Origin of the sequence: Streptococcus sp. 544 (genome assembly GCF_013277385.1) — a bacterium.
Taxonomy (GTDB): Bacteria; Bacillota; Bacilli; order Lactobacillales; family Streptococcaceae; genus Streptococcus; species Streptococcus mitis_BA.
In genome coordinates this window covers 83,817-98,026 of the sequence record NZ_VMMU01000006.1, presented here as the reverse complement: position 1 = coordinate 98,026, position 14,210 = coordinate 83,817, and the positions used below count along the sequence as shown (strand labels likewise).

The following is a 14,210-nucleotide window of genomic DNA, read 5'->3' as shown; positions in this document are numbered from 1 at the left end:
TTCTGAAGCTAGTAAGGCGCATAGGGTGACCACCCTATAGCGACAACCGTAGAATGACGAACGACTTTGGAGCCGTCATTCTTTGCGAGTTGCGACTCGAAAGAAAAAATAGAAATTTCTACCATCTTATCGGGACTATATAACTTTACCATTATACCATTTTTAAACGCAATTTGCAGTCTATAATGTAGTGTTTCTGTATAGATAGTTCGTTCTCATAAAGCAAAAAGTTGGAGCTCAGTACTCCAACAATTGCTATTAAAATGTTTGACGTTTTGCTTTACGCTCTGCACGACCGCGAGCGCGATTTTCAGCGCGCTTGTTTTTCCGACGTTTTTCATCAACCGCCCATTGAATCTTCTTCTTATAACCTGGTTTGACTTTTTTCTTTTTCTTTTTAACCAAACCAATCATTTCAATATCAAGTTTATCTTGTTTTTTCTCACGGTTGGCACGACGGTCACGGTCATAAGTATCTTGAAATTCTCCGTCTTTGACCATCTTAGGAGTAAACTTGATTCCCAATTTCTCCAACTCACGGATATCCGAGTCATCACTTGGCTGGTAAAGGGTAATAGCTGTACCTGGTAGGCCATTGCGTCCGGTACGACCAACACGGTGGACAAAGAAGGACAAATCTTGCGGAATGGCATCATTGATAACATGGCTGACACCTTCAATATCAATTCCACGCGCCGCCAAATCTGTTGCGACAATGTACTCAAAATCCAAATTTTTAACCTGGTTCATGATACGTTTACGCTCACGAGGGGCAATATCCCCATGGATTTTCGCAACCTTCAAGCCTTGAGCAGTCAAATATGAATGCAATTCATCAGCACGTGTCTTAGTGTTAACAAAAATCATTGCCAAATACGGTTGCATCAACTGAGTTAACTGGTAAATTTGAGCATTCTTATCTCGGCCCTTGGTCGAAATCAACCAATTATCAATAGTGTCAGAAATGACCGTTTTGGTCTTGATTTTCTCCATAACTGGATTTGACAAGTATTTTTTCAAGAATGGTTGCAATTTTTGTGGAATAGTCGCTGAGAAGACCATGAATTGCAGGTCTTTTGGAAGGTTTCCAGCAATTTTATCAACAGTTTCTAAGAATCCCATATCCAAGGTCATATCTGCCTCATCGACCACAAAGGTCTTAGCCTTGTGAATAGCTAGGTTACCAGACTTAACTAAGTCATAAATACGGCCAGGCGTTCCGATAACAATATGAGGCTGATTACTTGCCAATTTGTCAATTTGGCGAGCCTTATCTGTCCCTCCTACATAATTAACCACACGAACTTCCACTTCTGAGTGGGCTGCAATCTGACGAGCTGCTTGGTAAATTTGAGTAGCTAATTCACGGCTCGGTGCAGTAATGACTGCTTGAACACTATCGCTGATTTCATCTAATTGCTGGAAAATCGGCAATAGGAAAGTGTGAGTCTTACCCGAACCTGTTTTTGATTCTCCTACTAGGTCACGACCTGCCAAAACAATGGGAATCAACTTATCTTGCACCTCTGTTGGAGTTGTAAATTTTAACTCCTCCAAGGCTTCTCTAATATAATTTTTAAATTGAAATTTCGTAAATGACATACTATCCTCGATTCTATCTATCTTATCAATTATACCACATTTTATTCCATTTCAGTAGTCTCACTTATTTATACTCAATGAAAATCAAAGAGCAAACTAGGAAGCTAGCCGCAGGCTGTACTTGAGTACGGCAAGGTGAAGCTGACGTGGTTTGAATTTGATTTTCGAAGAGTATTAGGCTATTTCCAGTAGCTTTTCTAATCAGAAAAAGGCTGGAATTTTATAATCCCAACCTCTTTTCATACTCAATGAAAATCAAAGAGCAAACTAGGAAACTAGCCTCAGGCTGTACTTGAGTACGGCAAGGCGACGTTGACGTGGTTTGAATTTGATTTTCGAAGAGTATCAGTTATTATTTCCAGTTTAAAATAGCACTCAAGCCATAGTGATCACTGACTTGCGGACTATTGTTACCATCAAATACAACATGTAAATTTTCTACCTCTAACTCTTTGGTAGTAAAAACATAGTCGATTCGAAGGGGTTCAGTGTTCCCTTTCCATCCATCTATTTCTGGTGGAACAGTATAGCTACCACTTTTCTCTTGACTAACTTCAAAAGCGTCTTGTAAGCCCAATGGACTAGCTAAAATAGCTTGGTAGCCTTCCTTACCGGCTGGGTTGTTGAAATCTCCAGCTAGCAAAAGTGGCTTATTCAATTCTTTCAAGACAGCTTCAAATCGTGCCCATTCTTCTTGGAAACCTTTATCCCACCAAGAAAGGTGGACACTTGCAACTGCAAGCTCCTTACCATCGACTACAGTTTCAGCCAAGGCAACACGGCGAGTATGATAGTCTGTTGGATCATCCACATCTGAAACCAAAATTTCTCTGGCTTCAATAGGTGTTTTAGACAAGATAGCCACACCTTCATGGTAGCGGTCATAACCGATATGATTATAAGCCCAAGTCCAGTAGTAATTTTTCCCTTGCTCAGACAACTTTTCAACCAAGAGTCTAACATAGTGATCTTGATGAATTGGCTCAGCTGCTGGCAAAGCTTGATAAAAATTATTGACTTCCACCTCTGGAGATGTGATCTCCTGATTGATTTCTTGGAAACAAATCAAATCATAGTCTTTTTCAAGAATATCCTCAAGCAAAATCTGGAATTTTTCCTCTGCTTCTTTCTCCATCCAACTGTGAGTATTGAGTGTTAAAAATTTCATGCTTTTCTCCCAAAATAAGAGGTTGGAATACAGCTTCCAACCTCAAGTATATTACAATTCTACTTTAGCAACTGCTGTTTTAGCTGCAAGAGAACCTGTTTTTTCTAATTTAACTGATTTAATTGCATCACCATTTGTGAAGACAACTACTGTTGAAGTTTCACGTCCTGCTGCACGGATAGCATCCAAGTCAGCTGTGACAAGGAGATCACCTGCTGCAACTTTTTGTCCTTCAGCAACATGAACTGTAAATGGTTTACCTTCAAGACTTACTGTGTCCAAACCAATGTGAACCAATACTTCAAGACCTGCTTCCGTCACAATACCAAGAGCATGTTTTGTTGGGAAGATGCTTGATACAGTACCTGAAACTGGAGATACAATGTTTCCATTTGCAGGTTCTACTGCAAATCCATCACCCATCATTTTTTGAGCAAATACTGGATCTTTTACTTGTTCCAAAGCAACAACTTGACCGTCTGCTACTGAGTAAACTTCCTCAGTAAGACCTTTAAAGTGAACAGTGTTTTGTTGTGCTTCAGTCATTTGGCTTGGAAGAGTTTCAGGAATAATTTCACCTGAATCAAGGATATCTTGGATATCAGATTTCAATACGTCAGCTTTTGGTCCGTAGATAGCTTGAACCCCTTGCCCTTTCATGACAAGACCCATAGCTCCTTCTGCTTTCCATTGCTCTGCATTTCCTACTTTATCTGCATCTTTAACAGTTACACGAAGACGAGTCATACATGCGTCAACATCAACGATGTTTGCACGTCCACCAAGAAGGTTGATAATGTTTACAGCTTGAGAGCCTGCTGCAACTTTCACTTCGCTGCTAGATTCTTCTGAACCTTCAGCAGTTTCGTAGTTTCCGTTACGCCCTGGAGTTGCGTAGTTGAATTTTTGAATCATAAAGTTTGCGATAAAGTACATGATTACGGCAAAGAGAACAGTTACCCAAACGAAGTTAATGATATCCATACCGATACCAGCACTGATTGCAATAGGTGTACGAGTCAAGAACTCGATTGAACCGAATGAGTGCATACGTAGGTTTACAACGTCAGCCATAGCGAAGGCAGCACCTTGAACAAGTGAGTAAACAAGATACATAGGTGTTGCGACGAACATGAACATGTATTCGATTGGTTCAGTAACCCCTGTCAAGAATGTTGCAAGAGCTGTCGCAATCATCATACCTTTATATTGATGTTTCTTATCAGCATCGACATTACGGTAAATAGCCACGATCACACCCATCAAGATACCGAATGAACCGATCATTTGTCCAACTTTGAAACGAGCTGGGTGAACAGTATCTAACAATTGTTGGTAGTGACTTGCATCTGTACCTTTAAGGTTAACAAGGTCTGTTACCCATGCAAGCCACAGTGGATCTTGACCAAATACTTGGCTACCTTTTGCTGCACCAGTTAAGACTTCATAAGTACCACCAAGAGCTGTGTAGTTCATTGGGATAGTCAACATGTGGTGAAGACCAAATGGCAAGAGCAAACGTTCCAATGTACCATACAAGAATGGTGCAAGGATTGGAGCAGTTTCTTGTGAGTTGGCAATCCAGATACCAAAGCTATTGATACCAGTTTGCACAAGTGGCCAGAAAGCAGCAAGTACAATTGCAGCAATTATTGAACGAAGAATAACTACAAATGGTACAAAACGTTTTCCGTTAAAGAATGAAAGTGCATCAGGAAGCTTACGGAAGTTATAGTATTTATTGTAAGCAGTTGCCCCAATAAAACCAGAAATAATCCCTACGAAGACACCCATGTTAAGTGCTGGGGCTTCCATTACACTAATGAAGTAATCAGCAACTTTGATTGATCCACCAAAGAGTGTTGTTACCATAGCTTCTGGATTTTTCAACATATCGCCTGATACACCAAAGATTGTACCAGTGATACGATTGATTAGGATAAAGGCAAGACCTGCCGCAAACGCACCACCAGCACGTTCCTTAGCCCAGCTTCCTCCAATAGCGAGGGCGAACAAGATATGAAGGTTAACGATAACTCCCCAACCGATTTGCTCTAGTACACCACCAGTAATAACGAGTGGTGCAAAGGTTGGGTTAATCATCACGATAGACTTACCGATTGAAATCATCAAACCAGCAGCCGGCATAACCGCGATAACCACCATCAAAGCCTTACCGAATTTTTGCCAAAATTCGAAAGACAAGACATTTTTGAATGTATCTTTCATCATTCAAATCTCCTTTATTTTTATTTAGGCAAACGTTTTACGAAAACGTTTGCACCTTTTATGATTTAATTATACCACTTTAATTTTTTTTGTAAAGGCTTTTACAAAAAAAATTACACTTTTTTCAAAAAAATTTCTAGTGCCAAATTTCAAGTTCAAATTAGCCATCAAAAAGTCTTCTCTGGGGAACTTCTTTATACTCTTCGAAAATCTCTTCAAACCACGTCAGCGTCGTCTTACCGTATATATGTGACTGACTTCGTCAGTCTTATCTACAAACCTCAAAACAGTATTTTGAGCATCCTGTGGCGAGCTACCTAGTTTGCTCTTTGATTTTCATTGAGTATTAGAAGTCCCTTTTCTAAAATTTTTGTAGCAAAAAAGGAGATTTTACAACCTCCTCATAAAAGTAATTATTTTACCTAAATCTTCAAAAATCTGCGCATGGAAATTCCTGAGCCCAGTGAACCAATGAAAATTCCAATCACAAATAGTAGGGCAATCATCAAAGGACTAAATAAATCTGGACTAATCATGGATAGATTTTGCCCTACCAACGATTTGTTGACAGATTGGTAAACCATTTGATAAACAATAAAGACCAAAACAGATGGTGCGATAGCTCCCAATAAACCGATAAAGGCTCCTTCTAACAAGAACGGTCCACGGATATAACTGTTTTTAGCTCCGACCAAGCGCATGATTTGAATTTCGCGACTGCGGGAAATAATGGTAATACGAATGGTATTTGAAATCAAGAAAACTGCGACAAAAATTAACAAGGCAGCAATCCCTAGTCCCCAAACACGGATAAATGAAGCTAACTTGAAGAGTCTTTCTGTATTGGCACCGCCATCTTGAACCTCAGAGACACCTTCAATTTTTTTAGCATCTTCGGCTATAGTTTTTACATCATTTGGAGTGTTTGCCTCTACAATATAGGCATCATAGAGAGGATTGGCATCTCCTTCAAAGATTTTCCAGTTATCTCCCATTGTCTCGGTTAATTTTTCATATTGTTCTTCTTTACTTGAAAAGGTAACACTCTTAACAGTAGACATGTTCTTCAAAGAATCATATACCTTGTGGTAGTCATTATTTGTAACAGTTTGACCTTCTTTTTCAATTGTCTGACTGTTATCTTCCACATCCTTTCGGATATAAACTACTACACGGACATTATTTTCAATATCTGTAGCTAGTTTCGCTGTATTGAAAATAACAGAAGCAAATATTGCCACCAAGGTCAAAGTAATCATGACTGAACTGACAGCAGCTACTGTCATCCAACCATTTCGTTTCAAACTTTTTAAGGCTTCAAATAAATGGCGAAAAAATCTACTAATCATCGTATCCATACTCTCCTTTTGATTCGTCACGAACGACACGGCCATTTTCAATGGCAATGACACGGTGGCGCAAGGTATTTACAATCTGGCTATTATGAGTCGCCATCAAAATAGTTGTCCCTTGTAGGTTAATCCGTTCCAAGAGATTCATAATTTCCCATGAATTATCCGGGTCCAGGTTTCCTGTTGGTTCATCGGCTATCAATACTTTGGGATTATTTACAATGGCACGTGCAATCGCAATCCGCTGTTGCTCTCCACCTGAGAGCTCATTTGGGAAAGAACGAACCTTATGCTTCAACCCAACCAAGTCTAAAACTTCCATCACTCGTTTTTTGATATTACGGCGATTTTCCCCAATTACTTCCATAGCGTAAGCAATATTTTCATAGACCGTTTTCTTTGGCAAGAGTTTATAATCCTGGAAGACAACCCCAACACTACGACGTAGAAGCGGGACGTCTTTCTTTTTGATCTTAACCAGATTAAAACCAGCAACTGATAGGCTTCCTTTATCGATTTTTACTTCACGATATAGAGAACGAATGAAGGTTGACTTCCCTGCTCCTGAAGGTCCTACAATGTAAGCAAATTCTCCCGGTTGAACGCTGACCGAAACACCGCGTAGGGCAGTCGTTCCGTTGTCGTATTTTTTGACGACATCTCTCATTTCAATAATTGACATGTGAGTTCCTTTCTATCTTAACTAATTCGCCACTTGAGATAGGCATCGATAAAACCATCTAGGTCCCCATCCATAACCTTATCTACCTGAGCAACCTCAAAGCTAGTTCGGTGATCTTTTACCATAGTATAAGGTGTGAAGACATAAGAACGGATTTGGCTTCCCCATGTGATCTCCTTTTTCTCACCCTTGAGAGAATCTACCTCCGCAGCCTTCTTCTCTTGCTCCATTTGATAGAGCTTAGCCTGCAACATCTTCATGGCACGATCTCTATTTCCATACTGGGTCCGATCCACTGTTGACTGGACAACAATTCCAGTTGGAATGTGGGTCAGACGCACACCTGTTGAAACCTTGTTGACGTTTTGTCCACCGGCACCACCTGAACGGAAGGTATCCATCTTGATATCATCTTCACGGATTTCCACTTCAATAGTATCATCCAATTCTGGCATCACTTCTACAGATGTGAAAGAGGTATGGCGACGTTTAGCAGAGTCAAACGGCGAAATTCGCACCAAACGGTGAACTCCCATTTCTGACTTGAGAAGACCATAGGCATTAGGCCCTTCAAATGATAAGGTCACCGACTTAATACCAGCCTCATCACCTGCTTGATAATCCAATACTTCTACTTTAAAACCTTTAGCATTACCATAACGAGTATACATACGCAGCAACATATCGCCCCAGTCCTGCGCCTCAGTACCACCAGATCCTGGATGAATTTCCAAGATGGCATTGTTGTGGTCATAAGGTTCTGACAAGAGAAGCGTCATCTCGTAGCTGGTCATCATCTTATCAAGTTCTGATAACTGTTCGACCAGTTCATCATGCACTGAATCGTCTTCTGCTAAAAAGTCCAATAAAATTTCGACTTCATCCTGCAACTCTTCCATTTTGTGGAAAGTGTTATAGGTGTTTTTTAATTCATTTAATTCTTGCGACGTTTTTTGGGCCGCGATATTATCGTTCCAAAAATCAGGTTCTGTCATCTTGTTTTCCAAGATGGCAATCTCTTCCTCTAGACCTTCTAGGTCAAAGAGACCCCCTGAAAGAAGCTAATTTTTCACGATTTGCGTCAATTTTCTGACGGATTACTGAAATGTCCATAAATACTCCTTTTTTACATCATTTCATTATAGCATATTTTATCATTTCTTTCCATCTTTTGCTATAATCCCTTTTTTATGAAAAAAGAACCTATGAAAAAAGAAGCCTTTGGGCTTCCCTTCTTACAAGACTTTTGCTGAAGTGCGAGTGATTTCTTCCACTTGAATACCATTTGCTTCAAATTTTTCTTTCAAGGCTGGTAAATCAATTGATCCATCGATTTGCACTTCGATAATGACCTTACCATCCTTACGCGGAATATTGACTGTATGGGAGATATTCAAATTTTCTTCAACGATTAGAGAAACAATCTTACCAAGGACACCGACTTCATCTTCTGTAACAAAGCGCACACGAATTCCTTCTTCACCATAACCAGCAATTTCAAGAAAGGCTTGGAAAACGTCACGGTCCGTAATAACTCCGTATACTTGATGATTATCTACGACAGGAAGAATACCAATCTTGTTTTTCAACATCAAATAAGTTGCATCCTCTAGACTCGCATAGCCTGAAACAGTGACAACATCGCGAATCATGACATCTTTTACTTTTGTCTTATTTAGAAGATAATTCATCTCATAGATAGAAAGACTGGTTGCTTTTGATGGACTAGCTTGCGCAATGGTTCCCTCAGTTACCAAACCAACCAATTGATCATTTTCGATAACAGGCAAGCGGTGCAACCCTTGCTCTCTCATCAAATCTGCTGCATGAGATACTGTTGTATCTGGACTAATATACACTACCTTGCGGGTCATAAAATCTTTAACTGCCATGAGACTTCTCCTTTTCTATTCTTATCCCTATTATACAATCTTTTTGTAAATCTATCAAACGCTTACATTTCTTTTTCAAAATTCAGAAAAGTATGAATAAGCTAGCAAAAAGAGCTCTGAAAGCGAGCTCTGTGAATGAAGGTAAGAAACGTTTCATTCCATTTTTTCAATTATTAGAAATTCATCTTTCAAAGTAGATGCAGATTTGTTTGCAATCTAAATATGCCGACTAAAACAATCCACTGGATAAGATAATTGCTTCGCAATCTTCATCCACCGACTAAAAAGGTCCCCCAGACCTTTTTAGCCACCCAGATATGCTTTTCTGACTTCTTCTGATGAGGCGAGTTCTTTTCCTGTTCCTGATAGGACAATTTTTCCTGTTTCCAATACATATCCTCGGTCAGAGATTGCGAGTGCTTTATTGGCATTTTGTTCAATCAAGAGGACAGTTGTTCCTTGTTTCTGGATATCTTGAATGATATCAAAAATCTCTTGGATAAAGATTGGGGCAAGTCCCATTGATGGTTCATCTAAAAGAAGAAGTTTTGGCGTTGACATAAGAGCGCGTCCCATGGCAAGCATTTGTTGTTCTCCTCCTGAAAGAGTGGCTGCGTCCTGGTTCTTGCGTTCTTCAAGACGTGGGAAACGTGAGAAAACCTTCTTCAAGTTAGCTTGATTTTCTTCACGGTTTTTCTTTAAGAAAGCTCCCATTTCAAGATTTTCCATAACAGTCAAGCCAGGAAAGACGTGGCGTCCTTCTGGTACTTGTGAAAGACCACCTGCCACGATTTTTTGAGCTGGCATTTTTTGGATTTCTTGACCTAAAAATTCAATCCTTCCTGAACTTGGTCGAACCAAACCAGACAAGGTACGGAGAATGGTTGTTTTACCAGCACCATTGGCACCGATAAGGGAAACAACCTCTCCTTCATTCACTTCAAAGCTTACATCACGGACTGCTTGGATCATGCCGTAATGCACAGAAAGATTATCAACTTTTAACATAGACATTAGGCTTCACCTCCTAGATAAGCTTCGATAACGCGTTTATTGGTCTTAATTTCGTCAGGAGTTCCTTGTGCAATCAAACGGCCATATTCAAGTACGTAGATACGTTCTGTTACTTCCATGACCAGATTCATATCGTGTTCAATCAGCATGATTGTAATCTTAAATTCATCTTTGATGCGACGAATTAACTCAGTCAATTCCGCTGTTTCCTGTGGATTCATACCTGCTGCTGGTTCATCTAAGAAGAGAATTTTAGGTTCCGTAGCGAGGGCACGAACAATTTCCAAACGACGTTGTTGTCCGTAGGCAAGGTTTTTAGCGAGAGTTTCTGCATCACCATCTAAATCAAAGATTTTAAGCAATTCCAAGGCTTTAGCCTTTAATTCTTTTTCACTCTTGTAAAAAGCTGGTAAGCGCAAGAAACTAGCAAAAACATGTTGTTTGTGATGGTTGCCAAAAGCAATCAAAACATTATCTAAAACTGTTAAATCTTTAAAGAGACGGATATTTTGGAAAGTACGTCCAAGTCCCAAAGAGGCAATCTTATAAGGTGATTTCCCATTCAAAAGGTGACCATCTAGGGTTACTGTTCCCTCGCTTGGTTCATAAACACCCGTCAAGAGGTTGAAAAGGGTGGTTTTCCCAGCTCCATTTGGACCGATTAGTCCAACCAGTTCCCCTTCGTTCAATTCAAGAGTCACATCTCCAACAGCTGTTAAACCGCCAAAATGTTTGGTTAACTGTTTTACTTCAAGTAATGCCATTAGTTTTGTTCCTCCTTTTTAGATTTTTTAAAGAAACGTGATAGGCTCAATTCCCATGTTCCAAGAAGTCCACCTGGTCTGAAAATCATTACCAATACCAAGGCCAAAGCGTAGATAATCATACGCACGCTAGCAACATCTTGGAGAAGCATATTCAAAATTCCCAGAACAATAGCTGAAACAATGGCACCTGTAATGGAACCAAGTCCACCAAAGACAACAATGATCAAAACGTTGATTGAGTTGATGAAAGTGTAATCTTTCGGTACAACAGATCCAATAAATCCTGCCTGAAGTGACCCTGCAATACTTGCAGTAATAGCACCAAAGACAAAGGCGATGATTTTAATTTTAGTCGTATTAACCCCAACTGACTCAGCAGCGATTTCATCCTCACGAACAGAGAGGGTTGAACGACCAATTGGACTACGCAAAAAGTTCAAGGTTGCAATGGTTGTAATCACGACAAAGAAGTAAACCATTTGCCAAGTTGTAAAGTTTGGAATTCCCAAGATACCTGCTGCACCATTTGTAAGGCTTCCACCATTGATGATAAAGATACGGATAATTTCAGAAACACCAAGAGTCGCTACCGCAAGATAGTCCCCCTTCAAGCGTAAGGTTGGAATTCCGACAAGCAAGGCAACTGCCCCAGAAAGCAAAGCACCTATCAGCATAGCTCCAAAGAAGGCACCGTAGGTTGGTGATTTAGAACCAATAATAGCTGCTGCATAGGCACCAATCGCCATGAAACCAGCATGCCCAAGTGAAAATTGTCCTGAAAAACCAACGATTAAGTTGAGACCAACAGCCAGAATAATATTAATTCCGATTTGTTGTAAAATCTGTACATAGAATAGATTGAGTACTCCGACTGAAACCAGTACACTAATCAAGCCATAGCCAGCTAACAAAAGGAGTAACCATAGAATATTAACTTTTAAATTTTCTTTCATCGCTTACACCTTCTCTTTCACATTTTTACCAAGGATACCAGCTGGTCGGACAATCAAAATCAACAACAAGATTCCATAAACAATGGCATCACGGAAGTCTGACATCCCAAAGGCTGTCGCAAAGGTTTCCAATAGACCAATCACAAAACCACCAAGAGCCGCACCAGGAATGATTCCGATACCACCAAGTACTGCGGCAACGAAAGACTTAAGACCTGGAGTAACTCCCATCAAAGGCTCAAGAGAGTTATAATAGAGTGCAATCAGAACACCAGCCGCACCCGCAAGAGCAGAACCCAAAGCAAAGGTAAAGCTGATAGTACGGTTTACATTGATCCCCATCAATTGCGCCGCATCGCTATCTACGGATACTGCACGCATGGCTTTCCCCATCTTAGTCTTTTGGACAATGACTTGTAACAAAATCATCAAAATCAAGGAAATGGCCAAAATCATTAACTGCACATTTGTTAAGCTAATTGGTCCCAAATCATAGCGAACTGTTTGAATTGCTTGAGGGAAGGCACGAGTATTGGCACCAACCAGATAGACCATGCCATACTCCAATAGGAAAGAAACCCCAATAGCTGTAATCAAAACAGCAATACGAGTAGAGTGACGCAAAGGTCGGTAAGCAAGAAACTCAATCACGACACCAAGCATGGCTGTCGCTAGCATAGCTACAATAAGCGCTACAAAGAAATTCATTTGGAAAGAATTGATCAAGAAATAACCGATAAAGGCTCCCATCATATAAATATCACCATGGGCGAAGTTGATGAGCTTGATAATTCCGTAAACCATGGTATATCCTAGGGCTAACAGCGCGTAAACACTACCTAGAATCAAACCATTTACTAGTTGTTGGAGCATAAGATTCACTCTTTCTATTTATAATTTCGAGGGTTTTCCCTCACCTTTTGATAGGTTCTTAAACATCGAAACAGGGAGTGAGTCCGAGGCTCATTCCCTATTTCAACATTTTTCTATTATGGTTTTACAACTTCTGCTGCTTCAACCTTACCATTGTTCATGGTCATCATGTAAGCAGTTTTGACTGTGTTGTGGTCTGCATCGAAGCTTGTTTGACCAGTTACACCTTCAAAATCTTTTGTTTTAGCAAGATTATCCTTGATTTCACCTGAGTTTTTAGCACCTTTTGCTGCGTTTGCTACAAGGTGAACTGAGTCATAAGCCAAGGCTGCAAATGTTGAAGGCTCTTCATTGTACTTAGCACGGTATGCGTCAAGGAAGGCTTTTGCTTTAGCTGAAACTTCTACAGTAGTTGAGAAGCCTGAGATAAAGTAAATGTTTGATGCTTTTTCAGCAGTTGCTTGTTGTACAAACTCTTCACCGTTGAATCCATCACCACCAACGATTGGTTTGTCAATTCCTATACCACGCGCTTGGTTTACAATTTTACCAGCTTCAGTGTAGTAACCAGGAACGATGATAGCATCAAAATCTTTCCCTTTCATTTTTGTAAGGGCTGCTTGGAAGTCTGTGTCACCTGCTACGAAAGTTTCATCTGCAACAATTTCACCTTTGTAAGATTCGCGGAAAGATTTAGCAATCCCTTTAGCATAGTCGCTGGCATTGTCAGTGTAAAGAACGACTTTCTTAGCTTGCAATTTATCAGTAACATAGTTTGCAATAATTTTTCCTTGGAAGCTATCTTGGAATGTTCCGATAAAGAGGTAATCTTGACCTTTAGTCAATCCATCTTGAGTCGCACTTGGTGAGATCAATGGAACACCTGCTTTTGTAGCGTTCGCTACCGCAGCTGCAGTTGCACCAGATGTCGCAGGTCCTACGATTGCTGATACTTTAGATTGGGTTACAAGGTTAGTTGTAACTGAAGCCGCCTCAGCTGTTTCAGACTTGTTATCTTTATCAACTACTTCGATTTGTTTTCCATCGATACCACCTGCAGCATTGATTTCATCAACAGCGAGTTGGGCACCTTTTTGTTCAGATGTTCCGTAGGCTGCTACGGCACCAGTTTCCTCGAAGTTAAATCCGATTTTGATTGTCTTTTCCTCTACTGAGTTACCAGCAGTGTTGACTGCTCCAGACTTCACTTCTCCACAGGCTGCAAGAAGTGCTACACTTGCAAGCGCCACAAAGGATAGGGCAAATTTTTTCTTCATCTTTTTTGTCTCCTTATTTCTTAAATAGTCTGTTAAGAATATACCGAATTATCAGAAAATTGTCAACACTTTTCTTTAAATTTTTATCTGATAACGTTTTCTTCTCGGTAAAGGTTGCCCACAAAGGGTGTTTCCAGTTCTTGGATATGACAAACTCTGACTTTTTTGATAAACTTTTCCTTGCTCAAGCGCCCGACCAATTGCTCCACTTCTTGAGTTGGAACATAAAGCTGTAAGTAACGATGTTTCTTGGAATGATAGGTAATATCTCCATAATCCTGCAGTTTTTTGGCATCACGATTATAGTAAAGATAGATAATCAAGCCAGATCGATTGACTTTTTCAAACATGATAAATCCTCTTTCTAAGAAATCTCTCCCTATTATACCAAAAAAAGCAAA

Annotated in this window: 13 protein-coding genes; all 13 read right to left on the bottom strand. The window is 40.0% G+C overall.

Annotated elements, in window-relative coordinates; all coding sequences use genetic code 11:
- Window positions 1–258: 258 nt before the first annotated feature.
- Window positions 259–1,602 carry a DEAD/DEAH box helicase gene (locus HT728_RS03135; protein WP_173233728.1) on the bottom strand — a complete coding sequence of 448 codons (1,344 nt, stop codon included), beginning with the start codon at window positions 1,600–1,602 and terminating at the stop codon, window positions 259–261.
- Window positions 1,603–1,954: 352 nt separating this feature from the next.
- A complete protein-coding gene (locus HT728_RS03130) occupies window positions 1,955–2,770 on the bottom strand; it encodes an endonuclease/exonuclease/phosphatase family protein (RefSeq protein ID WP_173233726.1) in 816 nt (271 codons plus the stop codon).
- Window positions 2,771–2,821: 51 nt separating this feature from the next.
- Window positions 2,822–5,002, bottom strand: coding sequence for a PTS transporter subunit IIBC (locus tag HT728_RS03125; protein ID WP_173233724.1), 2,181 nt, complete (start codon window positions 5,000–5,002; stop codon window positions 2,822–2,824).
- A gap of 419 nt (window positions 5,003–5,421) precedes the next feature.
- On the bottom strand, window positions 5,422–6,348 hold the full coding sequence (gene ftsX, locus HT728_RS03120) for a permease-like cell division protein FtsX (protein ID WP_000625541.1): 927 nt from the start codon (window positions 6,346–6,348) through the stop codon (window positions 5,422–5,424).
- Entirely contained in the window at window positions 6,341–7,033 is a 693-nt protein-coding gene (ftsE, locus tag HT728_RS03115; RefSeq protein ID WP_000022265.1) for a cell division ATP-binding protein FtsE, read from the bottom strand. Before ftsE ends, ftsX begins: the two co-directional genes overlap by 8 nt.
- Before the next feature lie 17 nt (window positions 7,034–7,050).
- A protein-coding gene (gene prfB, locus HT728_RS03110) for a peptide chain release factor 2 (protein WP_112443476.1) occupies window positions 7,051–8,146 on the bottom strand; the annotation gives its coding sequence in 2 pieces (ribosomal slippage) (window positions 7,051–8,073 and window positions 8,075–8,146; 1,095 coding nt in all).
- A 122-nt stretch (window positions 8,147–8,268) separates the two neighbouring features.
- On the bottom strand, window positions 8,269–8,925 hold the full coding sequence (locus tag HT728_RS03105) for a CBS domain-containing protein (RefSeq protein ID WP_000268665.1): 657 nt from the start codon (window positions 8,923–8,925) through the stop codon (window positions 8,269–8,271).
- A gap of 303 nt (window positions 8,926–9,228) precedes the next feature.
- Window positions 9,229–9,939 (bottom strand): ABC transporter ATP-binding protein, encoded by a 711-nt coding sequence (locus HT728_RS03100; protein WP_173233721.1) that lies wholly within the window; start codon window positions 9,937–9,939, stop codon window positions 9,229–9,231.
- A complete protein-coding gene (locus HT728_RS03095) occupies window positions 9,939–10,703 on the bottom strand; it encodes an ABC transporter ATP-binding protein (protein WP_001185997.1) in 765 nt (254 codons plus the stop codon). The genes HT728_RS03100 and HT728_RS03095 overlap by 1 nt, the downstream gene beginning before the upstream one ends.
- Window positions 10,703–11,659, bottom strand: a complete 957-nt coding sequence (locus HT728_RS03090; RefSeq protein WP_000662286.1) for a branched-chain amino acid ABC transporter permease — start codon at window positions 11,657–11,659, stop codon at window positions 10,703–10,705. The genes HT728_RS03095 and HT728_RS03090 overlap by 1 nt, the downstream gene beginning before the upstream one ends.
- 3 nt (window positions 11,660–11,662) lie before the next feature.
- The gene (locus HT728_RS03085) at window positions 11,663–12,532 is read right to left on the bottom strand and encodes a branched-chain amino acid ABC transporter permease (RefSeq protein ID WP_050142784.1); all 870 of its coding nucleotides are present in this window, start codon (window positions 12,530–12,532) and stop codon (window positions 11,663–11,665) included.
- A 116-nt stretch (window positions 12,533–12,648) separates the two neighbouring features.
- On the bottom strand, window positions 12,649–13,809 hold the full coding sequence (locus HT728_RS03080) for an ABC transporter substrate-binding protein (RefSeq protein WP_173233719.1): 1,161 nt from the start codon (window positions 13,807–13,809) through the stop codon (window positions 12,649–12,651).
- A gap of 83 nt (window positions 13,810–13,892) precedes the next feature.
- Window positions 13,893–14,159 (bottom strand): YlbG family protein, encoded by a 267-nt coding sequence (locus HT728_RS03075; RefSeq protein ID WP_050223575.1) that lies wholly within the window; start codon window positions 14,157–14,159, stop codon window positions 13,893–13,895.
- Between the last annotated feature and the right edge of the window lie 51 nt (window positions 14,160–14,210).

Bases quoted from the DNA above. Each gene is read 5' to 3' on its own strand.
- HT728_RS03100 (WP_173233721.1), bottom strand. From the start codon at position 9,939: ATGTCTATGTTAAAAGTTGATAATCTTTCTGTGCATTACGGCATGATC.
- HT728_RS03075 (WP_050223575.1), bottom strand. From the start codon at position 14,159: ATGTTTGAAAAAGTCAATCGATCTGGCTTGATTATCTATCTTTACTAT.
- HT728_RS03085 (WP_050142784.1), bottom strand. From the start codon at position 12,532: ATGCTCCAACAACTAGTAAATGGTTTGATTCTAGGTAGTGTTTACGCG.
- HT728_RS03090 (WP_000662286.1), bottom strand. From the start codon at position 11,659: ATGAAAGAAAATTTAAAAGTTAATATTCTATGGTTACTCCTTTTGTTA.
- HT728_RS03095 (WP_001185997.1), bottom strand. From the start codon at position 10,703: ATGGCATTACTTGAAGTAAAACAGTTAACCAAACATTTTGGCGGTTTA.
- HT728_RS03080 (WP_173233719.1), bottom strand. From the start codon at position 13,809: ATGAAGAAAAAATTTGCCCTATCCTTTGTGGCGCTTGCAAGTGTAGCA.
- ftsE (WP_000022265.1), bottom strand. From the start codon at position 7,033: ATGTCAATTATTGAAATGAGAGATGTCGTCAAAAAATACGACAACGGA.
- HT728_RS03105 (WP_000268665.1), bottom strand. From the start codon at position 8,925: ATGGCAGTTAAAGATTTTATGACCCGCAAGGTAGTGTATATTAGTCCA.
- ftsX (WP_000625541.1), bottom strand. From the start codon at position 6,348: ATGATTAGTAGATTTTTTCGCCATTTATTTGAAGCCTTAAAAAGTTTG.
- HT728_RS03130 (WP_173233726.1), bottom strand. From the start codon at position 2,770: ATGAAATTTTTAACACTCAATACTCACAGTTGGATGGAGAAAGAAGCA.
- HT728_RS03135 (WP_173233728.1), bottom strand. From the start codon at position 1,602: ATGTCATTTACGAAATTTCAATTTAAAAATTATATTAGAGAAGCCTTG.
- HT728_RS03125 (WP_173233724.1), bottom strand. From the start codon at position 5,002: ATGATGAAAGATACATTCAAAAATGTCTTGTCTTTCGAATTTTGGCAA.